Here is a 20,338-nt window from a genome sequence, read left to right on the forward strand (position 1 = left end):
ATTTCATTCATCTCTACAAGCGTTGGTTGATTGTCAAATTGGCTGTTTTCCCCCATCCGCGCAAGCCGATCGGATTAGGCTTATGAAACGCTTTACGGAAGCCGAAAAGCAGCGGGTCAAGGATCGCAACCCGATCTCGTCGATGGTCGGCCGGCACGTGACCTGGAACCGGGCAAAGACCAATCCGCATACCGGCGATTATTGGGCGTGCTGCCCGTTCCATGCCGAAAACACGCCATCCTTCCACTGCGTGGACAGCGAACATCGCTACAAGTGCTTCGGGTGCGGCGCGACGGGGGATCAGTTCACCTTCCTGGAACACGTCGAGGGGTTGACGTTCGTCGAGGCCATGGAGCAGCTTGGCGGCAACGCGGAACCGGAGCCACTGAGCCCGGCGCAGATCGCGGCTGAGAAGGCGAAGGCGGACCAGAAGAGGCGGGAGCAGGAGGCGTTCGCCGAGCAGAAGCGACAGGAAGAGATCCGCAAGTCATTGACTCTTTGGAACTATGGCGGCCGTGTCGGTGGAACCGAAGGGGCCGATTATCTGCGCGGTCGGGGGCTGGCGCCGCTGCCTTTCGTTCTACCGCTCCGGTTCAACCCTCATTTCAAATACTGGCATCAGCGGCCCGTAGCGGGGCGGAAGCGGCAGGAACTCTTCGTGCTCTTCTCCGGCCCTGCGATGCTGGCGCCGATTACCGGGCCGAATGGCGAGTTTCTTGGTGTTCACATCACCTATATCGACCCGCGACGACCCGGCCGGAAGGTCGAGATAGAAGATCCGTGTGCGGAACCACGCGAAGACGGCAGACCCGAATTTGTCGCTGCGAAGAAGATCCGCGGCTCGAAGCGAAATGCGTCCATCAAGCTTCTGCAGCCGGAAGGCTTCACCCGGCTTGTGATCGGGGAAGGATGGGAAACCACGGTCTCTGTCGCGCTTGCCGAATTCGGCACGGAGCGGTTCGGCAGAACGGCCTATTGGACCTCGATCGACCTGCAGTCCATGGGCGGCCGGGCCGTGGAAACCGTGGCGCATCCTCATCTTAAGAACAAAACGGGAAAACCCCTGAAGGTACCAGGACCCGTGCCCGACATGGACGATGTCAAGGCGCTGACGATCCCCGACCAGGTCGAGGAAGTGGTCCGGCTCGGAGACGGCGACAGCGATCGCTTCACGGCCGAACAGGTGATGAAACGCGCGCATGCACGCTGGGACCGGCCCGGGCGCCGGCAGTTCGATGCCTGGGCGCCCGAGGGGCGGGATTACAACGACTTGCTGATGGGGGCGACGTGAGCGGCGACAGGAAGAACCCGGAAGACGCTGCCAAGCCGGACATCCATGAACAGTTGAAAGCCGAGCTTGCCGCCCGGATCGCTGCGGAAACCGAGGCCGAGGGAGATCAGGTCCAAAGGGGTATATCGCCTGACGGGGAACCGGACAACGCTCCGAATATGCGGCTCGCGCACATCCGGGAGCTGATCGAAGGGGCAAGCGTGCTGGCTATGGTTGACGGCGACGGCGATTATCTGCCCGAGGCGGATAGCGACACCGATAATGACACCGGGTCCGGCGCACCGGTGCCACAGGATTGGGGCTATTCTCTGGAGCGGATGAACGCCGAATGGTCGCTGGTACTGATCGGCTCGAAAGTCGCCATGGTGCGCGAGCAGCCGCACGCAAAGGAAGAGGACCGGGTCCGCGTCGTCCAGGTCGACTCTTTCCATCGCCTCTATAACAATAAACCGACGCAGGTGATGACCTCGGACGGCAAGATCAAGACCATCACCTGGTCGAAGCGATGGGAAGGGGAGCGGCACCGCCGCCAGTTCGACGGTATCGAGTTCTTTCCGAACCCGGACGGCGCGAGCGCCACGCGGGGTTACCTGAACCTCTGGCAGGGATATTCGGTCGACCCCAACCCGAGGGCCGGACGATGGACGGTTCTCAAGGACCATATGCTGACGAACATCTGCGACGGGGACCGCGAGCTGTTCAATTGGGTCTTCGGCTGGTTCGCGCACATGATGCAGCGGCCGCGGGAACGGCCGGGCACCGCCCTGGTCGTTCGCGGGCTGATGGGAACCGGCAAATCAATCATGGGCGAGGTGATGGGCAGCCTGATCGCGCCGCATTTCTTCCAGGTGGACGATCCGCGCTATATCACCGGCCAGTTCAACGCTCATATGAGCGCCTGTCTGTTGCTGCAGGCGGAAGAAGCGGTCTGGGCCGGCGACAAGGTTGCGGAAGGCCGGTTGAAGGGCCTGATCACCTCCAAGACGCAGATGATCGAGTCGAAGGGCGTCGATCCCTACCGGCTCGACAATTTCGTCCGGATCATGATGACGTCCAACGAGGATTGGGTTGTGCCGGCCGGCAAGGACGAGCGGCGCTATTGCGTTCTGGACTGTGCCTCTAACGTGAAGGAAAACCACGATTATTTCGGGGAAATGATGGCCGAGCTGGATGCCGGCGGCCGGCAGGCGCTGCTCGCGGATCTCCTGGACTTCGACCTGTCGTCGGTCAATCTGCGGCAGATCCCGCGCACGGGCGCGCTCCTGCAACAGAAACTCCGATCACTCGACAGCGTGGATCAGTTCATTTTCGAGCGGCTGTATGAGGGAGCATTGCTCAAGGCCGACGATACCTGGTGTCCAACGGCCTATGTCACCAAGCAGTTTCTCTATGAGGAATACCTCGCCTCGGCCGACAAGGTCGGCATCAAGCGACGGGCGGATCTCAACCAGTTCGGCAAGTCCCTTCTGAAACTCATACCGGCGCTGAAGGACATCAGGCCGCGCGATGGCGGCTCCCGCAGGCGCGCATACGTGTTCCCGGATCTTGCCACGTGCCGGCAGAGCTTCGAGGAGGCCGTCGGTCAGGCTGTCGACTGGCCGGCCGATCAAAACGACCCGCCATTTCCGAGCGAGCAATCAACACGGGGAGAGACAGGATGATTGGGGGAGATAGGCTTGGCCGCGGTGCCGGTCCACCCGGAGCGTGGACCACGGTCCCGCATGTGGACCGAAATTATTCAATGAATTCAATGGTTGGTCCACATGGTCCACGTGGTCCATACAAAATCGCGCCCCGCGCGCGTGCGCACGCGAAAGGGCGATATACCCCTTTGGACCTGCTCTCTACAGGGCCGGTTTGCCTGGACCACATGGACCGCATCGCTAACCCTTTGAAGGGCAACGAAAAAGGCGGTCCATACAGTTGTTTTTCTGACTGGACCACCATGGACCACATGGACCACCGCTCAATTTGCGAAACCCGGGGCGTTTGAATGAAAAAACGGATCGATATCGAGAAGCTTCTGAAATGGGCCTATTGCGACGAGTTGCCGAAGGCGGGAGCCGGGCAGGGCGGTGCTCTGCTTTCCCGGTCCGCGTGGTCGATGGTCGAAGGCTTCGGTCAACTGCTGACCAGCGTCGATGACAATGAGTACGGGGTTGTTCCGGATTTCGGGCCGATGGATGGCGACCCGCATCCCGACGCGATCAAGGTGCATGCGGCGGTGTGCGAGCTCAACGCTCTGGAACTGGATCTGCCGGAGGGCTGGAACCCTATGCCCGAGATCGCGCGGCATGAAAAGCACTGCAAGATCGTGCTGGACGCCGCGCGCTTCGGCATTGCCAATGCGCGTCGCCGTCCCGTCGACCTGGTCAGGAGACACGCCATTCTCGGCGGTTGCCCTGACACGGACGGCGAGGTGCCGGAGCTGAAGCCGCTGTGCAACGCGAACGGCCAACCGATCTGGTTCCAGATGCGCATTGAACACGCTCTTGACGAGAACGGCGAACCTGTCGAGCACAAATGGGAAACCGAAGACGGGTGGAATCGCAATACCAAAGCGCCCAAGGCCGGTGCCTACCAGAAGTTCTATTTCGACCCGGACCCGACAGAGGTCATCATCGCGCGCGGCGAGTATCAGATCTGGCGCAGCGCTCTGTCGTTCGTGGTGGAAGAACTGAGGGGAAAGCTGGAGAAATGGGACGTTGTCAGCTCAGATCGCCCTGCCTGTCCCTGGGAGAACCAAGAATGGCGCGGGCCGGTCGTCCTGCCGGATTTGAGAATTTCTGCTTGACGTGACAGCGCAACTTGACATAGGAAAGCCGTACTGAAAAAGGTTAGACAACCCCGCCGGCGCCGCCCGCGGGGTTTTTTGTTGGATTGGCGCACGTGCTTGGGATGTATTGGTCTGACGTGTCCGGGTTGAAGACCTTGGACCGCGCCATGTCCAGGCTGTCGGCCAAATCGATCCGCAAGATCGGATCTCGGGCGCTGAACCGGGCCGGCTCGCAGGGGCGGACCAGGGCCGGTCGGGCACTGGCAAAGCAAACCGGGCTGAAGCTCAAGACGATCCGAACTGCGATGGTCCCGCTGCGGGCCTCGGGCACGACTCTCGAATACAAGATCAAGGCACGCGGCGGCGACATTGCCCTCAAGCATTTCGCCGCTAGGGAAACCCGCAAGGGCGTCAGCGCCAAACCGTTTGGGGCGCGCAAGGTCTTTTCCGGCACATTCATCAAGGGCGGCAAATTCCCCGGGCGGGTTGCTCTGGGTATGAGCGGCCATGTGTTTGCCCGTGACGGCAAGAGCCGGCTGCCGATCGCGAAACAGACGTCGGGGGTCATCCTCCCGCGCGAGATGGTGCAGGGCGAAAGCGCCAAGGCCTGGCAATCGACGGTCGGCAAGGTCTTGCCGCGCCGCGTGATCCATGAACTGAGGCGCGAGACCGGCAAGGCTTTCAGCTGATTGATCCGCCAGCGGGGTCATCGAGCCCGCAGCGTTTCTCGATCCGCACGGCGAACCATAGGGACCGTACCCCGGCCTTTCGCCCTCCACGGGCGGGAAGCTCCCGGCTTTTCACCAGTAGGTCGATTTTCAACCGATACACGCTTTGCACGGATGCACGCGTGCAGGCGCACGGATGCACGCATGGACGAGGACTGGATCTCGATAACGGAAGCGGCCGAACGCTTGACCAAGGCCGGGGATGTTGTCACGCGCTCGACCTTGTCCCGGTATCTGAGCAAGCACGGCGAGGCGCTGCCGACGAAACGGAGCGGCCGGGAAACGCAGGTCGACTATGTCCGCCTGCGGATGCACCGGTCGGAGAACATCCGGATCGAGCCGGCGGTGCCGACCCCCGCGCCGATAGTGAAAGAGCCGGCCTTTGCCGGCAATCTGCCCGGCACAAAGGTCAACGGCGCCGCGCGGAAGGCTCTGGCCGACGCCGAGCTGAAGGAACTGGACCTTGCGCAGCGGCGCAAACAGGTCACGCCGACCAGTGAGGTTGACCGTGCCGGACGCGATGCGATCGCGCTCATGAACAGCTCGTTCGAACGTGCTGTCGAGACCGAGGCCGCATCGCTGTCGGTTAAATATGGCTGGGATGAGCGAACGATCCGCCTGGCCCTGAAGAAATTTGTCAGAACCGGCCTGGATGTGTTCCACCGGGAAATCCTGAAGAGCCTCGACGATTTCAGGCGAACGGCCGATGCGCCGCCGATCGACGGCGAGCAGGACGGCGACCAGGTCACCGAAACCCTGCAATGACATTTCACGACACGCGCCAGATGTTTCCGGCTCTGCCTGCCGGAGGGGAGGTGCTGTTCAAAGGGTTGGCGGATGCGACCCGGCCGGTCGAGGACCTGACCATCAGCGAATGGTCGGATCGTTACCGGGTTGTCTCTGCCGAATCCGGTTCGCCCTGGCCGGGCCCGTTCAAGACCGAACGTGTTCCTTATCTTCGCGAGCCGCAGGATTGTCTCCATCCGGATCACCCGGCCCGGCGCGTAACAGCCCGTTGGGCGGCGCAGCTCGGCAAGTCGACGGCGATCGAGAACTGGTTTTGCTTCATCGTCGACCAGGCGCCCGGTTCCATGATGATCACGTTGCCGACGCTGGAAGAGGCAACGAAGTTCAACCGGATCAAACTGCAGCCGACGATCGAGGCAACGCCGCGCGTCTCGCACAAGGTCGTGCCGGTCAACAGCCGGGACGAACAGTCCTCGACGACGTTCTACAAGCGCTTTGCCGGCGGCTTCTGCCAGATCGTCAACGCAGGCTCCTCCAAGGGCCTGCAGATGGTGTCGATCAAGTATCTCGCCATGGACGAGGTCACCGGCTATCCCAAAGACGTGGACGGCCGCGGATCGCCGCGCGACCAGGCCCGCGCCCGTCAGAAAATGTATGGCGATCTGGCGAAGGAATGGCAGGGATCGACGCCGGGCACGGCCGGCGAATGCGCGGTAACGGCAGATTTCGAGGCCGGTGATCGCCGCTACTACTACATTCCGTGTCCGCATTGCGGGATGTTCCAGCCGCTGTTCTTCGAGCAGATGCACGGTGCGGACGCCGGGAAGGATCTGCCGGTTCATTTCAAGTGCCTGAACTGCAACGAGGCCATCGTCGACGGGCACAAGACCGAAATGCTTTCCCGCGGCGTTTGGATTGCTACGCGTGTGCGCGAGGGCGAGCCGAAGGTTCCGCAGATCATCGCGCCGGAGGAAATCGGCACCTGGGAATGCGACCCTTGCGAGGGGCGGTGTCTCGGCTGGCAGCCGAGCTACCATCTTTGGGCGGCATATGCCCCGAAAGAACGCTTCGCCGATATCTGGACCCGTGCCGAGGCTGCCGAAGGCGACACGACCAAAAGGCGCGTGTTCTGCCAGCAGGATCTTGCCGAGCCCTACGATCCGGGTTCCGCCGAGGTCGATCATGAGCAGATCGTCGAGACTGCGCGCCTCAACCCTGTCGTCAGCCGGGCTATACCCCGCGAGGCCGGCCTTCTGGTTTCGACGGCTGACATCCAGGGCTACGGCATCAAGTGGGCCTGCTTTGCCATCGGCCCGAACAGTCAGCGTTGGTTGATCGACCGCGAGGTTTTTGAGGGCGCTCCGGACCAGAGTGACGAGCCATGGATCGCCCTTGCCGATGCTCTCGCCCGGAAATATCCCGGTGCGGGCGGGCTGGAGCGGTCGATCGACCTGTCCGGCGTCGACTCGGGTTGGGCGACGCAAAGGGTCTACCGTTTTTGCTCCGGCCGCCCGAACGTCTACGCGCTCGACGGCCGTGAAAAGCAGGCCGTTGCCTGGCTCGGCACGCCGACGAGTCAGGCGATCGTCGATGAGTACAAGCGCAAGATTGCGCGGGTTCAGCTCTATCCCGTCAATGCCTATGACGTGAAAACCGAGGTCATGGCGGGCCTCGCGAACTTCGTGCAGGGCAAGGACGCAAACGGCCGGTGGCCACGCAACACCTTCCAGATCGCCGCCGATCTTTGCGATGAAGAGCTTGCCCTGGAGCTGACGGCGGAAAGGCTGGTCGATCCGGAAGAGGAATTGCGCAAGGCCGTCAACCGGCGTGCCCGCGATCTGATCAGCCCCAAGGCCAAGAAAGAATGGAAGAAGATCGGCGGCCGGAAAAACGACTGGTTCGACGTCACGGTCTACGCCTTCGCGCTCGCTTGGTACCTGGAAACGAAACTGCGGCTCACTCAGGAGCGTTGGTCCGAGCTGCTGCTCGATGTTCACGGCCAGCCGGCGGCGCCCGATCTCTTCACGGTCGCGGCAGAAGATCCGTTCCACAAGAAAGAACAGCCGAAAATGTCACTGGCTGAACTTTCCAGGGCCCTCAACAAATAGGAAATCATGCGCACATCGGTTCCTGTCATCCCGCGGAAAACGGGTTCTGCGGACGGGCGAGCTGTGCCCGGCGCAGGGTATCTGCGCAATACGGGCTCCGGCCCGGCCGTGTTCATGGCCGGGCCGGCCCTTCGCGACATCTCCGACGACATCCGCCAGGCGTGGACGCCGGCGGCCGCCCGCACCATCGAGGCGCTGCAGAACAACGGCTGGATTGCCGGCGGCGTGGAGGCGGCGATCTCCACGATCATCGGCACGGGCCTTCAGTTGAACGCCACGCCGGATCACGAGGCCATCGGCATGACCGCGAGCGAGGCCGCCAAATGGGCGCGGCGGGTCGAGCGGCGGTATGAGGCGCGGTGCAGAAATGCATTCGAATGCGATGCCGGCGGACGCTGGACCGCAGGGCAGATGGAAGCGGCGCACCTGCGCCAGTTCTTTGCAACGGGCGAGGGGATCACGCAGTTTCTGATGTTTTCCCGGCCGGGCGTTGAAAGCAGGACGCGTGCGCGGCTCCTGCCGTCCCATTGGCTTTGCCGGGACACCGACGTGTCGGAACGGTTGCATCAGGGCGTCCGCCTGGACAGGCACGGTGCTCCGGTTTCCTACCGCTTCCGGCTGAAGGACGGGAACGGCATCACCAGCGATGTCGAGTATCGCGCCCGCGACCGGTTCGGCCGGCCGATCATCAAGCACATTTTCGATGGTCTTCCGGGCCAGCATCGCGGCATCACCGTATTCGCGCCCGTCCTGAAGACAATTCAGAACTATGACCGGCTGTCGGGCTCGACGCTGGCGGCATCGTTTCTTCATGCGATGTTCGCGGCGACGATCGAGAGCGACTATCCGACCGAAGATGTCCTGTCCGCCATCGGGGGCGAGACGCCCATGACCGGCTTCATGAAAGAATTGACCGGGTGGCATAGCAACGTCGATATCAAGCTTGGCGACTACGGCCGAATTCCGCATCTGTTTGCGGGCGAAAAGCTGAACCTCCAGGGGGCGAAATACCCCAATGCCAACTATGAGCCGCTGGCAAATTTCCTGCTCAGGGAAATCGCCCGGTGCCTTGGATGCCTCTTTGAGGATCTGACCGGCGACTATCGCGGCGCCACCTATTCCTCCTTGCAGAACGGCATCGCCAAAATCTGGCCGATCACGCAGTACCGCCGCAAGCACATCGCCGTTCCCTACAAGCAGGCCGATTACGAGGCCTGGCTCGAAGAGGAAATCGACACTGGCCGCACACCGTTCCCTGGCGGCATTCGTGGCTTTCTCAATAGCAAGGCGGCCGCCTGCCGGGCGGAATGGCGCGGGCCGCCGAAGCCCGTTGCCGACGAGCTGAAAGCCGCCCGCGCCGACGAGATCTATTACGGCCTCGGCGTCAAGACGCAGGGGCGCATTGCTGCCGATCGCGGCGACGATATCGAGGATATCCACGAGGGGCTGGAACGCGAGCGGCAGAGCCGCAACGAACGCAATCTGCCGCATCCGGGCGAACGCTCGGAAGACGCCAGGATCGGCACCGACAAGGCAATCGACGAGGAAAGGGACGAGAAATGAGTTCGATCTTCGACGGGGTCGACATGAGCAACCCTTGCCTGGTCTATCCCAAACTTGAAGAGGTTCTGAACCGCTTGCTTGCCGGGGAAATGGTCGTGCGTGCGCGTGTTGGCGAGGACGAACGCCAGTGGCAGCAAAGCCAGATCCCGGCGCTCCAGGCGCGGATCCGGCAGCTCAAGAGCGAATGCGCCCGCAAGAGCGGGCAAAGGCCACCCCGCCGGGCGATCACCTTCGGATAGTTTCATGACCTTTCTTGCAAACCTTGCCGACAGGGTGCTCAACCGCCCCCTGCTGATCACGCCTGAGAAGGCGCAGGTCATCATGTCCGTGCTCGGCGGGCGAATTGGCGTCAATGCGCCGTCTGCCGACCGCTTTGAAGGCGATCCCTACGAGCGGGACGAAGAGGGGCGGATCGAGCGGGACGCGTGGGGCTTTCCGGTCCTGGCGCCGTATCGCGTGACGGAAGACGGCGTCGGGATCATTTCGATCGTCGGCTCGCTCGTTCACCGCGGCGCCTATGTCGGCGCGTCTTCAGGCCTGGTCTCCTATGAGGGGGTGAAGCACCAGCTGAAGAAGGCGCGCGAGGACGATCGGTTGAAGGCGGCTATCCTCGATGTCACATCGCCTGGCGGCGAGGCCATCGGGGCATTCGAAACCGCCGCACTGGTGAGGGAACTTGCCGCTAAAAAGCCCGTCATTGCCGTCGTCAACGGCATGGCGGCATCGGCCGGCTACGCGATCGTGAGCGGAGCGACTGAGATCGTCACGACGCCGTCAGCGGTTTCCGGATCGATCGGCGTTGTCCTGCTGCATGCGGATATTTCCAAGGCTCTGTCCGAAGAAGGCGTCAAGCCGACGCTGATTTTCTCCGGCCGGCACAAGGTCGATGGCAATCCCTTCGAGCCGCTGTCGGACGACGTGAGGGCCGGCCTCCAGGCGGAGGTGGACAGTCTTTATGAGCAATTCCTGAAAACCGTCGCCGCCGGCCGCGGCGATCGTCTTACGGAAGAAATGGCGCGCGCGACAGAAGCGCGAACCTTCTTCGGCACAACGGAAAATCCGGACCTGGACGCTGTCAAACACGGTCTCGTGGATCGTGTGGGCACGTTCGAATCGGTTCTGGAAGAACTCTCCCGCGCCCGTGGCGGGCGCTCAACCGTCCAAACGAGAGGAACTCAGATGGGCAATCAGACCAGCGCGCCCGCCGCTGAAAATGCGGGTATCCCCCAGGCCGATCACGATGCGGCCGTCGCCAATGCTGCTGCTGAGGGCCGTCGTGCAGGCGCATCGGCAGAGCGTGAACGCCTGATGGCCGTGCTGTCGGCCGAGGGGATCGCGGGCAACCCGGCCCGCATGAACCACGCGCTGGAGCTGGCTGCCGAAGCACCTGAGATGTCGGCCGAAAAAGTCGTGGCCATGACGACGAAGCATGTCGGCGCCGCTGCCGATGCCTCCGCCGATCTGAGCCTCGACGCCCGCCAGTCGGATCAGGACCCGATCGGCGAGGCCGCTGGCGCTCAGAAGGCGGAAAGCGGCCTGTCGCGTACGCTCGGCGCCCAGATCGCGAGGATGGCCGGCGCCCAATAAGCCGATCCGCCGGAAACAGAAACGGAGTTTCTTCACATGCTTGCTACCTACAAATACACCGGCAAAAAGCGCCGGTCGCAGCTCGTAAAATCGGAGAGCAATCCCGAATTCACCCGCGAGACATTCACGCTCCTGGCCGGTTCGGGCGCCGCGCGTGCCGTCACGATCGGCACGCTTCTCGCCATGACCTACGGGGTTTCGGCCGTCGACGTTGCACAGGCCGCCGATGCCGGCAACACCGGCGACGGCGTGCTTACACTCTCCGATCCCGCCTACACCAACGCGGTCAAGCCGGGCGACTACACCGTCGTTTGCACGACCGGCGGTGCCGATGGCGTTTCAAAATTCCGCGTCGAAGATCCCGATGGCAATCATGTCGGCACTGCGACTGGCGGCGCGGCATTCGCCAAGCAGGTCCGCTTTACCATCGCTGGCGGCGCGGCCGATTTCGTCGAAGGCGACAAGTTCGTCGTTTCCGTTGCGGTCGAACTCGGGGATGCCACCAACAAGGTCGTTGAGTGGGACCCGAATGCGGCAGACGGCACCGAACGCATTTGGGGCGTGTCGCTGGTTGAGCTGGAAGCGCAGGACGGCGCGGACGCTCCGGGCGGCCTGGCTCTGCGCCGCGGCGACGTGATCCTTTACGGCGCGGAAATCGCGTGGCCTGCCGGCATCACCGATGCGCAGAAAGCGGCCGCGATCGTCGACTTGGAAAACATGCGGATGTTAGTGCGCTAACACGAACCGGCAGCGGCCTCCTGGGGCCGCTTTTTTGTTGATCCTCAAGAGGACCTGATATGGCTGAATTTGACTTCCTCTATACGAATTCGGACCTCACCCAGGAGGTGAACCGAATTCCGAACCAGTTCGGGCTGCTGCACGCGCTCGGCATCGCGCCGTTCGAAACCAAGAACTCTCGCTTCGTGCGCATCGAGTTCAAGAACGGCAAGATCTACGTTCTGGCGGCGCGTCCGCGCGGTGCGCCCGGTACCGTCGGGCCGGACGAGACCGAGGGCGGCGTCATCTTCGAGATCCCGCACTTCCCGCATCTGGAATACATTTCCGTCGACGATGTGGACGGTCTGCTCGAAGTGGTCAACGGCACGGTGACGCCGCGGTCCCTCGATCGCGAGCTGGCCCGCAAGCTCATGAACATCCGCAAGCATCATTCCATCACCCTGGAATTCATCCGCCTCGGCATGCTCAAGGGCCTGATCACCGACGGCGAGGGCACCGTTCTTTACGATCTCTACGATCTCTTCGACATCACCAAAAAGACCGTCGATTTCAAGCTCGGCACGGCCGACACCGACATTCGAGCCAAATGCGAAGAGGTGGTCGATCATCAGATGAACAAGCTGCAGGGAGAGACCACGAACGGCGTGCAATCAGTGGTTTCGTCGAGTTTCTTCAACAAGTTCATCAGCCATGCAAAGGTCGAAAAGTTCTGGCTGCAGGCGCAGAACAGCTCGGAACACCGCGAGTTGAACCGCCAGATGATGGGCGGCAGCTGGGGCCGCGTCTTCGAATTCGGTGATATCCTGTTCCGCGAGTACAAGGGCGGCCTGCCGGTCAAACGGAAGGACGGTACGATCGAGACCGTCGCCAATGTCGAAGCCGGCAAAGGCCATGCTTATCCGGGTGGCACGCAGGATCTGATGAAGACCTTCGAGGCTCCGGTGCATCACATCGCCCATGCGAACGACGCGCCCGAACAGGACATGATCTTCATTTCCCGCAAGGAACTCGACCACGGTGAAGGCTTTGAGCTGAAGAGCCAGTCCAACCGGCTTGCCGTCTGCAAACAGCCGGAGTGCCTGGTCGAACTGGTGACCTCAAACTGATTGAGGCCAGGGACTTATCATGCCGATCGTTTCCGGCAATGCCGAGATAAACAGCGCCGTCATTGCCGGAAACGACAAGGAATTCGCAGAACGCGTGCGGATTTCGGGTTGGGTCCAGGGCCGGGAAGATCCGGACCGGGAGCCCCGGGAAATAGATGCCGTGCTGCGAACGAATACCCGCGCCGATCAGAACCTATCGGGCGACCGGTCGGGAACGTTTGCGACGGATATCCGAACCGGCGGGGCCACGCTCAGGATCGACCAGGTCGCTTATCCCGATCTGGATATCAGGAAGGGCGACACGGTTGTCGCTTTGGAGCGGCCAGGATTGCCGGAATGGGAAGTGTCCTCCGTCGATCCGCGCGGCCGCGGCCGCATGATCGTCAACCTCGGAGACAAGTCATGAGCCTTATCCGCATTGCCTTGCGCCAGGCTGCCGTCCTGGCCCTCCGGAACCGCACGCTGGCCGAAGACAACGTGCTCGACAGTGAGATCGGCGTCCTGGCCGAAGACAGCACGGGGCTCAGGGTCAATCACAAGCAGCGGTTCATTGCAGTTTATACGGACGAAGCCGAGGGCAAGCCCGACGAACAGCGCTTGTTTCACGAAAATGGCCTGGTCAACCTCTGCATCGAATTCGGGGTTACGACAGCCATGGTCGAGCGTGTCGAGGATCCGGACAATCCCGGGCGGTTCATGCAGACCGTCATTCCGGGCATTCCCTTCACCAACAGGATGCCGGAGTTTTATCTCGATCTCCTCGGCCGTCAGATCCGCAGCTGCCTTTCCGATGGATCAAATGAAGCTGCGGAGGTCTTTCGCAGTCTTATCGGTCGTGTCGTCAAGGTGACTTGCGAGCGCGCAGGAAGCGCCCGCGAAAACGAGCGCGTTGCCGCTCAGAAACTGACTTTCTCCGTCCAGGCGCTGAGGGACCCGCAGTTCCTGAGCGACGTGCCGGAAGGGGCGCCGCTCGCCAGGTTCTTTGCCCTGTTAGAAGCCGGCAGCGCGGACGATCGGAAGCTCGCCGACCTGATGCGCGCGCAGATCCCGGCGACGCCCGACCACATCGAGGCAGCGCGCGCCCGGATCGGCCTGACGCTTTCCGAGCTGAAGGAGCTGGGGCTTGGGTTTATCGACGGTGCCGACGAAGCCTCCGTCATCGACACCGTGACGCTCGATGTATCCGGCGCCGAAAGCGTCGAGGTTGCAAGCTGATGTTCGACATTATTACCGGTCAGGTTCTCGACCTGCAGATGCTCAAGACGCGTTTCGGCCAGATGGTCCGCGTCGGGCCGGTCGCGGAGATCGACGCGGCCAAAGGCTATCGGATCAAGCTGGCCGACACGGAAGATGGCCCATTGCTGTCGCCATGGCTGCCGCATCCGGAAAGCGGCGGCCAATCGTCTTCCTGGATGCCGCTATCCATTGGGCAGGTGGTCGGCATTCTCAGCCCGAACGGAGACATTCGCCAGGGTGTCTTGCTGCGCGGCGGGTTCACCGATGGCAACCAGCCGCCGAGCGCGGATCTTGCTGCCAACGTCCTGAAAGCCTTCGGCATCACGATCACGATGAAGGACGGTGAGGTCAAGATCGAAGGCGACGTCACGATCAAGGGCGATGTGAAGATCGAAGGCGACCAGGAAGTCAGCGGCGATGTGGATTTCACCGAAGGCCATGTGCAGCACAACGGCATCGATATCGGCGACACGCACGTTCATGGCGGCGTCGTACCAGGCGGCGCCGATACGCAAGGCCCGCACTAGAGCATGCTGCTCTAGCACTTTGAGGGCGATCAACTTTTCCGCCTTCAGGTGTGGCCTGAAGGCGGGTTGATCTAGAGGGACATCATGCAGAAGAAAACCTATTACGTTGCCGATGGTGTCGGCACGATCAACGGCGCGCGCGTGCCGAGCTCCCGGACAGTGAAGCTGACGGACGCAGAGGCGCGCTATGACCTGGCGCTGGAGCGGATCTCGCCGAAAAAACCGAAGACCGGCGCGAAGCACAGCGAAGGCGGCGAGGGCGACGGAGCCGGGGACTGATCGATGTCGGGGCTCGACCGCACCACCTTCCGGCTGACCGACAATCTGGCGCACACGCTGCAAAGCGTCGAAGTGATCCTGTCGACGAATATCGGATCGCGGGTCATGCGCCGGCCGTTCGGTGGCGGCGTTGCCGAGCTGCTCGGCCGCGCCATGCAACCGCGCCTCTTTGCGCTCATTCAGCAGTTGGTCGGCACCGCCATCGATCTGTGGGAGCCCCGTCTTTCTGTCCGGCGCGTCTCGTTCGCCGGCAGCGCCGACGAGGTGCGGCTCGGCTCCGCGACCATCGTCATTGAGGTCGACTATCGACCGCGCGGGCATCTCAGCGACTTCGCCGTCGAGCGCAATCTGTCCTTCTCCGTGAACTTTGCGGGCGGCGCCGCTTCAGCATCCGTTCTTTGAGGTTTCATCTTGATCGATCTTGCAAGCCTTCCCGATCCGGAAGTCATCGAGGAGCTGTCTTTTGAGGCCGTCTTCCAGAGCATGCTGGCCGATGCTGTCGCGAAATTTGCCGCGGCCGGGATCGATTACGATGTGGGAGATCTCGAAACCGATCCGGTCGCGATCGTTCTGCAGGCCGCTGCTTATCGCGAAACGCTTCTGAGGGCGCGCGCCAACCATGTGGCGCGCAATCAGATCCTTGCCTTTTCGACCGGCAGCGATCTGGAGCATCTTGCTGCTCATTACGATGTTGCGCGCCTTGCTGGCGAAACGGACGAGCGTCTGCGCGAGCGCATTCAGCTCGCCAGTATCGGCCGCTCGCCAGGCGGCACGCACGAGCGGCTGAAAGCCGTTGCCATGGCGTCCAATGTCACGGTGCGGGACATCGCGACCTGGACAGAGGGCAGGGACCCGACCGTCAACGTCGCCGTTCTGTCGACCGATCTTGGCGGCGCCGCTTCGGCTCAGCTTTTGGCGACCGTACGCGCCGCAATCGAAGCGCCGAACGTGCGCGTTGTTTCCGACCGATACAACGTGGTCTCGGCGGTGCAGACAGTTGTCGATCTCGACCTGTCGGTAACCCTTGCTCCGGACGCACCCGAAACGCTTCTGGACGCTCTGCCGGATACCATCAGGCAGGCGCGGGATCAGGAGGACCTGTTAGGGCTCGATCTCTTCCGCTCGTGGATCGCAAAGACAGCGATGGTTCCGGGCGTTTCCGACGTGGTGGTGAACGCGCCGCCCGATAACGTCGCAGCAGTGCCTTATGAGGCAATCAAGATCGGTGATGTCACGATCCAGTTTGCCGGGCGGGCGCGATGACCGAAACATTGCTGCCGGCGAATGCAACGCCGATCGAAACCGCCCTCGATGAGGCGATCGATCCGGCAGCCGCAATCAATCCTGCGCTGGACTATATCTCCGGCTGGAAGCACAGCCTGCAGCCTTCCGACCTGAGGCCTTACCTGGTCCATGAATTCGGGATGGATGTGCTGTTGCCGTTCGTTTCGACCTATAGCGGTATTCTTGCACTGCGCCGGCCCTGGGGCGAAGTGAGGGGGACGCATGAGGCCGTCTATCAGGGGCTCGCAGTTGTCGGCTATTCCGGCACGCTGCTCGATCCGCCCGCCCGCCGACTGGCCTGGGCGGAGTTCCAGATCGATCTCGACCGCGTGCGGGACGAGCGCGCGGACCTCGACCGGATCGCCGGCATTGTCGATCTCAGCATTCCCGAGCGATCCAAGTTCCGGCGCGGCGTGCATGGCTATGATGTTCCGGCCGCCGAAGGCAGCCGGACGCGCTGGAGCGGTTCCAAATGGGCCAACGAGAGCGGCGTGCGCGTCAACGGCAAGGGACCGAAATGGTCCTTCGGCCGCTCCTATTCCCATGAGTACTCGCTGACGCAGGCGGACCTGACCGCGCTCGGCATCTGGATCCCGGAAATCGACAGCCAGCTTTGGGTCGACATGGACTTCCTCTGGACGACGGCGGACTTCCAGTGGTCGGACGATGCCGAGCGCGCCAGGCGCGTGTCTCTGGCGACCAGCCTTCAGGAAATGCCGGTATGGCTGCGGTTCGCCGACAGCGGCGATCAGACGATCGGCTATCGCAAGGCGGTCTGTCACGGCGTTGAGCAGGGCCTTAACGGCTATGCCTTCGGCACCGATTTCCTGACGCCAAGTCTTGTAAACCCGCTCGGTGTGCTCGTCTTCGCACGCACGGATTTCGGCGACGGTTTCGGCGCCGAGGCCGCATCCGTTTCCGTAGTCTTCGGCGCCACCGTCACCGACGCATCCCGGCCGGGCCGGCTCTGGCTTGATCCGGCCGGCCTTGTCGGTGGCACCGAAATCGCCCAGCTGCCGGTCTCGATCCTCTTTGGCGAGACGGTGCGCGAGCACGTCCAGTTCTTGATGAGGTTTTAAATGGCATTCGAACACGTCTCCGGCCTGCCCGCCGTTTTTGACCGCACGCCTCAGGCGCCTCATGAGCGGACGGCGCTGCTCTTTGCCGAGGACCGGCTTCTCCAGGCTGCGGAGTTCAATGAGCTTCAGGGGCTGGCCCGTCGCCGCTCTCAGGCCATCGGCAACCTGGTCGCGGCCAATGGCAACCGGGTATCCGGTGCGGAAATCAAGATCGCGCTCGATATCGATCCCGAGAACCCGAATGTCACCCCGACCACCGCCAGCATCATCCTGCAGGCCGGCGAGATCTATATCGACGGCAATGTGCTTTCCGTTTCTGCGGCAACATTCGACAATGTCGCCATTGCCGGGGACGTGATTGTCGGCGTTCGCCGCGTCACCACCTATGTCGGCCATGAGGAAGATCCGTCGCTGGTCGGCCTGCAGCCAGGCAGCGATGCGGAAGGCGAGCCGGGAGCTTACCGCGTCAACGAGACCCTTGAATGGGATCTGCTGCACCTGGGCGGCGACGGGGTGTTCGTTCAGGTCTATCAGGTCCGGGACGGCACGGTGGTCGATCAGACGGAGCCGCCCGCCCTGACAGGCGTCCTGGAGACTATCGCCCTTTATGACCGGGCGCGCGGACCGTACATCGTCTCGGGCTGCGACGTGACCGCGCTTGGCAGTGACGGCGAAGGCAAGCAGATCTTTTCGATTTCCGCAGGCGAGGCCAACATTCAGGGCTGGCGGCGCACGCGGACCGATGCCTTTACCCTCTATCAGGCGGAAGATCCGGACCTGGAACTTGTCTCGGCCGAGACCAAGACGTTTACCGATGGCGGCAGCGGCACGGCCGTCTTGACCGTTGGGCGGCCGCCGATCGACACCATCGTCTCGGCCGTCATCACCAAGCAGGTCTCTGAAAACGTCACCCGTGGCCCGGTCCCCAACGGTCTCGACACGCTGCAAAAGGGATCGATCGTCCGCATCGAAAGCGTCACTCAGGGCGGAACCACATTCGATCCGTCCACCTATACGCTTGCCGGCGACGAGATCTCCTGGGCGCCTGCCGGCATTGAGCCGGCCTCGGGAAGCACCTATGTCGTCACGTATCTCTATTTCGAGCAGGTGGCCCCGGATGCCTTCGACGCCACGACGGTGACGCTGTCGGGCGGCGTCACAGATGAAACCGTGCTTTTGACCTACAATTCCAGGATCCCGCGCAAGGATCTCATTTGCTTCAACGTCAACGGCATTCCGGAAATCATCAAGGGCATCTCCGCCCGCAAGGGCGCTCTGCCGCCGAAGGCTCCGGAGGGTCTTCTAAAGGTTGCCGAGATCCACAACACCTGGGACGGCACGCCCACGATCGTCAACAGCGGCACCAAGGTCGCGACCTATGAAGAGATCCGGGCGTATTTTGCACTGGTGCTGAAGGCGGTCGATCAGCTGAACCGGACGCTGATGGAACAGTCGGTTCCGGACAGCGCCGCGATCTCGGCGGACGGCATCTTCACCGACAATTTTTTGAACGACTTCTATCGCGACGAGGGTGTGATCCAGACGGCGTCTGCCAACCAGGGCATCCTGCAGCTGCCGGTTTATGAGGTCTTTGTCCAGTCCGTCGGCAGCCTGGAAATGCTGGACTATACGGAAGAGGTCATCATCTCTCAGCCGCTGGCAACCGGCATGATGAAGGTGAACCCCTACGCCAACTTCAATCCGATGCCGGGCGATCTGCTGCTCAATCCGAACGTGGATTTCTGGACGGAAACCGAAACGCAGTGGACGTCGGACGTGACGCGGGAGTTCACGGCCGCGCCCGGGCAGTCGCCGGGCCGGTCGACAATTACCGAGGAAGTCGATCAGTCCACCCGCGCAGCCGAATTCCTGCGGCAGCTCAACGTCGATTTCGTTCTGGAAGGATTTGCGCCGAACGAGGAGCTGCAGAGCCTGTTCTTCGGCGGCCGGGATGTCACGCCGGCCGGTCCGCTGGTCGCGGACGGCACCGGGCAAATCACCGGCACGATCCAGATCCCGGCGCGCACGCCGGCCGGCACGCATGCGGTAACGGCGGAAGGCTCTGCGGGCGGCTTCGCCGAGGCCTCGTTTGTAGGTGCCGGCGAGATCACGGTTGAGGTCATGCGGCGCGTTCACCTGGTCACGCGATCGGCGCCGCCGCCGGTGATCAACATCATCAACAACATCACGCGCGTGGTGAACGTCACCAACACGCGGGTGAACGACAACATGGCCGGCAACGGCAGCGGCCGCGAAGGCGGAATGAACTCCGATCCGCTCGCCTGGACGTTCGTGCCGCCGTTCGACTGCTTCAACCTGGGCTTCGACGTCGAGGTTGCCGCAGTTGGGGACCCAAGCAACGGATTGCGCTGCCAGCTGGCCACCACCCTCAACGGCTATCCGACAAACGAGGTGCTTGCGGATATCTTTGTTCCCATGGCCGGTGTCCAGGTTGGCGACGTCCTGAAACCGCGGTGGCGCATGCCACGGTTCACGAGTGCGTCTGAGAAATACTGCATCGTCATCATGACCGACGATCCGGACCACGCGCTGAAGGTCGCGACCCTGGGCGAAGTGGTTCCGGAAACCCAGCAGCTCGTCTCATCGCAGCCCTACACCAACGGCGTGCTCTATTCCGGGTCCAACCGGACCGAATGGGTGGCCCACCACGAAAAGGACCTGAAGGTCGATATCGTTGCCGCAAAGTTCTCTCCGACCACGAAGACGATCCAGCTTTATGAAGGCCCGGTCGAAGCGATCACGGATTTTCTTGTCCGTGGGACCGTCGAGCTGCAGTCGTCTGCGGCGCGGTTCCGCTACGAGCTGGAGCGGGCGAACGGCGAGGTCATTCGCCTGGCGCCGGGCCAGGCGCTTGAGTTCGACGATTATGTTTCTGAGACGATCAAGCTGCGGGCGGTCCTTACCGGCACGGACTACTTGTCCCCGGTGCTCTGGCCCGGAACCACGATCATCGGCGGCCAGCTGCAGGAGCAGGCCGACTATGTCACCAAACACTTCACCATCGACGGCGGGATCGGCTTCCGGGCGCTCTTTGATCGGTTCCTGCCGGCCGGCGCGAACGTGACGCTCTCGGTCGATGCCGGCGACGACAATTGGCAGGTCGTGCCGCAGGAGGCCGCGCGGGCGCTTGGGCAGGGCTGGACCGAACCCAAACACACGCTCGGCGGCTTCACCGCACCCAACGGCGGCCGCGTGAAAGTCACCCTGAACGGGACGCCTGCGGCCCGCCCGTCCATCGCGCGTCTGCGCGCCTACGGCTATTGATGAG

The 20,338-nt window shown here is 62.5% G+C and carries 19 protein-coding genes; all 19 read left to right on the forward strand.

The features are described 5' to 3' along the window. Positions 1–82: 82 nt before the first annotated feature. The 19 genes from ON753_RS09395 to ON753_RS09485 all read left to right on the forward strand — a co-directional run bounded on the left by ON753_RS09395 (position 83) and on the right by ON753_RS09485 (position 20,334). Positions 83–1,291 (forward strand): CHC2 zinc finger domain-containing protein, encoded by a 1,209-nt coding sequence (locus ON753_RS09395; protein ID WP_265962266.1) that lies wholly within the window; start codon positions 83–85, stop codon positions 1,289–1,291. Continuing rightward, positions 1,288–2,952, forward strand: a complete 1,665-nt coding sequence (locus ON753_RS09400) for a primase-helicase family protein (protein WP_265962267.1) — start codon at positions 1,288–1,290, stop codon at positions 2,950–2,952. Before ON753_RS09395 ends, ON753_RS09400 begins: the two co-directional genes overlap by 4 nt. Before the next feature lie 332 nt (positions 2,953–3,284). Beyond that, positions 3,285–4,085 (forward strand): hypothetical protein, encoded by an 801-nt coding sequence (locus ON753_RS09405; protein WP_265962268.1) that lies wholly within the window; start codon positions 3,285–3,287, stop codon positions 4,083–4,085. Positions 4,086–4,189: 104 nt separating this feature from the next. Continuing rightward, positions 4,190–4,756, forward strand: a complete 567-nt coding sequence (locus tag ON753_RS09410; protein WP_265967108.1) for a phage tail protein — start codon at positions 4,190–4,192, stop codon at positions 4,754–4,756. Between the two features lie 183 nt (positions 4,757–4,939). Then, on the forward strand, positions 4,940–5,560 hold the full coding sequence (locus ON753_RS09415; protein ID WP_265962269.1) for a hypothetical protein: 621 nt from the start codon (positions 4,940–4,942) through the stop codon (positions 5,558–5,560). Beyond that, the gene (locus tag ON753_RS09420; protein WP_265962270.1) at positions 5,557–7,650 is read left to right on the forward strand and encodes a terminase gpA endonuclease subunit; all 2,094 of its coding nucleotides are present in this window, start codon (positions 5,557–5,559) and stop codon (positions 7,648–7,650) included. Before ON753_RS09415 ends, ON753_RS09420 begins: the two co-directional genes overlap by 4 nt. Positions 7,651–7,713: 63 nt before the next feature. Next, positions 7,714–9,213: a phage portal protein gene (locus ON753_RS09425; protein WP_265962271.1), complete on the forward strand. Its 1,500-nt coding sequence runs from the start codon at positions 7,714–7,716 to the stop codon at positions 9,211–9,213. Beyond that, positions 9,210–9,452, forward strand: coding sequence for a hypothetical protein (locus ON753_RS09430; RefSeq protein WP_265962272.1), 243 nt, complete (start codon positions 9,210–9,212; stop codon positions 9,450–9,452). The genes ON753_RS09425 and ON753_RS09430 overlap by 4 nt, the downstream gene beginning before the upstream one ends. Before the next feature lie 4 nt (positions 9,453–9,456). After that, complete coding sequence (locus tag ON753_RS09435; protein ID WP_265962273.1) at positions 9,457–10,800, forward strand: S49 family peptidase; 1,344 nt, start codon at positions 9,457–9,459, stop codon at positions 10,798–10,800. Positions 10,801–10,836: 36 nt separating this feature from the next. Further along, on the forward strand, positions 10,837–11,538 hold the full coding sequence (locus ON753_RS09440) for a head decoration protein (protein WP_265962274.1): 702 nt from the start codon (positions 10,837–10,839) through the stop codon (positions 11,536–11,538). Positions 11,539–11,597: 59 nt separating this feature from the next. After that, positions 11,598–12,644, forward strand: a complete 1,047-nt coding sequence (locus tag ON753_RS09445) for a major capsid protein (RefSeq protein WP_265962275.1) — start codon at positions 11,598–11,600, stop codon at positions 12,642–12,644. Positions 12,645–12,663: 19 nt separating this feature from the next. Then, on the forward strand, positions 12,664–13,050 hold the full coding sequence (locus tag ON753_RS09450; RefSeq protein ID WP_265962276.1) for a hypothetical protein: 387 nt from the start codon (positions 12,664–12,666) through the stop codon (positions 13,048–13,050). Next, positions 13,047–13,859, forward strand: coding sequence for a hypothetical protein (locus ON753_RS09455; RefSeq protein WP_265962277.1), 813 nt, complete (start codon positions 13,047–13,049; stop codon positions 13,857–13,859). Before ON753_RS09450 ends, ON753_RS09455 begins: the two co-directional genes overlap by 4 nt. Next, a complete protein-coding gene (locus tag ON753_RS09460) occupies positions 13,859–14,407 on the forward strand; it encodes a baseplate assembly protein (protein WP_265962278.1) in 549 nt (182 codons plus the stop codon). Before ON753_RS09455 ends, ON753_RS09460 begins: the two co-directional genes overlap by 1 nt. An 84-nt stretch (positions 14,408–14,491) precedes the next feature. Beyond that, positions 14,492–14,686 carry a hypothetical protein gene (locus ON753_RS09465; protein WP_265962279.1) on the forward strand — a complete coding sequence of 65 codons (195 nt, stop codon included), beginning with the start codon at positions 14,492–14,494 and terminating at the stop codon, positions 14,684–14,686. Between the two features lie 3 nt (positions 14,687–14,689). Then, positions 14,690–15,088, forward strand: a complete 399-nt coding sequence (locus tag ON753_RS09470; RefSeq protein WP_265962280.1) for a GPW/gp25 family protein — start codon at positions 14,690–14,692, stop codon at positions 15,086–15,088. A gap of 9 nt (positions 15,089–15,097) precedes the next feature. Further along, on the forward strand, positions 15,098–15,949 hold the full coding sequence (locus tag ON753_RS09475) for a baseplate J/gp47 family protein (protein ID WP_265962281.1): 852 nt from the start codon (positions 15,098–15,100) through the stop codon (positions 15,947–15,949). Then, positions 15,946–17,049, forward strand: coding sequence for a phage tail protein (locus tag ON753_RS09480; protein ID WP_265962282.1), 1,104 nt, complete (start codon positions 15,946–15,948; stop codon positions 17,047–17,049). The genes ON753_RS09475 and ON753_RS09480 overlap by 4 nt, the downstream gene beginning before the upstream one ends. After that, positions 17,050–20,334, forward strand: a complete 3,285-nt coding sequence (locus tag ON753_RS09485; RefSeq protein ID WP_265962283.1) for a DUF4815 domain-containing protein — start codon at positions 17,050–17,052, stop codon at positions 20,332–20,334. The last annotated feature ends 4 nt before the right edge of the window (positions 20,335–20,338 follow it).

Origin of the sequence: Roseibium salinum, assembly GCF_026240905.1 — a bacterium.
In the GTDB taxonomy this organism is placed as follows: Bacteria; Pseudomonadota; Alphaproteobacteria; order Rhizobiales; family Stappiaceae; genus Roseibium; species Roseibium salinum.

What these genes read in the sequence shown, in the direction of transcription:
- ON753_RS09460 (WP_265962278.1), top strand. Translation starts at nt 13,859, where the DNA reads ATGTTCGACATTATTACCGGTCAGGTTCTCGACCTGCAGATGCTCAAG.
- ON753_RS09485 (WP_265962283.1), top strand. Translation starts at nt 17,050, where the DNA reads ATGGCATTCGAACACGTCTCCGGCCTGCCCGCCGTTTTTGACCGCACG.
- ON753_RS09455 (WP_265962277.1), top strand. Translation starts at nt 13,047, where the DNA reads ATGAGCCTTATCCGCATTGCCTTGCGCCAGGCTGCCGTCCTGGCCCTC.
- ON753_RS09440 (WP_265962274.1), top strand. Translation starts at nt 10,837, where the DNA reads ATGCTTGCTACCTACAAATACACCGGCAAAAAGCGCCGGTCGCAGCTC.
- ON753_RS09435 (WP_265962273.1), top strand. Translation starts at nt 9,457, where the DNA reads ATGACCTTTCTTGCAAACCTTGCCGACAGGGTGCTCAACCGCCCCCTG.
- ON753_RS09395 (WP_265962266.1), top strand. Translation starts at nt 83, where the DNA reads ATGAAACGCTTTACGGAAGCCGAAAAGCAGCGGGTCAAGGATCGCAAC.
- ON753_RS09480 (WP_265962282.1), top strand. Translation starts at nt 15,946, where the DNA reads ATGACCGAAACATTGCTGCCGGCGAATGCAACGCCGATCGAAACCGCC.
- ON753_RS09410 (WP_265967108.1), top strand. Translation starts at nt 4,190, where the DNA reads ATGTATTGGTCTGACGTGTCCGGGTTGAAGACCTTGGACCGCGCCATG.
- ON753_RS09420 (WP_265962270.1), top strand. Translation starts at nt 5,557, where the DNA reads ATGACATTTCACGACACGCGCCAGATGTTTCCGGCTCTGCCTGCCGGA.
- ON753_RS09470 (WP_265962280.1), top strand. Translation starts at nt 14,690, where the DNA reads ATGTCGGGGCTCGACCGCACCACCTTCCGGCTGACCGACAATCTGGCG.
- ON753_RS09415 (WP_265962269.1), top strand. Translation starts at nt 4,940, where the DNA reads ATGGACGAGGACTGGATCTCGATAACGGAAGCGGCCGAACGCTTGACC.
- ON753_RS09450 (WP_265962276.1), top strand. Translation starts at nt 12,664, where the DNA reads ATGCCGATCGTTTCCGGCAATGCCGAGATAAACAGCGCCGTCATTGCC.
- ON753_RS09430 (WP_265962272.1), top strand. Translation starts at nt 9,210, where the DNA reads ATGAGTTCGATCTTCGACGGGGTCGACATGAGCAACCCTTGCCTGGTC.
- ON753_RS09465 (WP_265962279.1), top strand. Translation starts at nt 14,492, where the DNA reads ATGCAGAAGAAAACCTATTACGTTGCCGATGGTGTCGGCACGATCAAC.
- ON753_RS09445 (WP_265962275.1), top strand. Translation starts at nt 11,598, where the DNA reads ATGGCTGAATTTGACTTCCTCTATACGAATTCGGACCTCACCCAGGAG.
- ON753_RS09405 (WP_265962268.1), top strand. Translation starts at nt 3,285, where the DNA reads ATGAAAAAACGGATCGATATCGAGAAGCTTCTGAAATGGGCCTATTGC.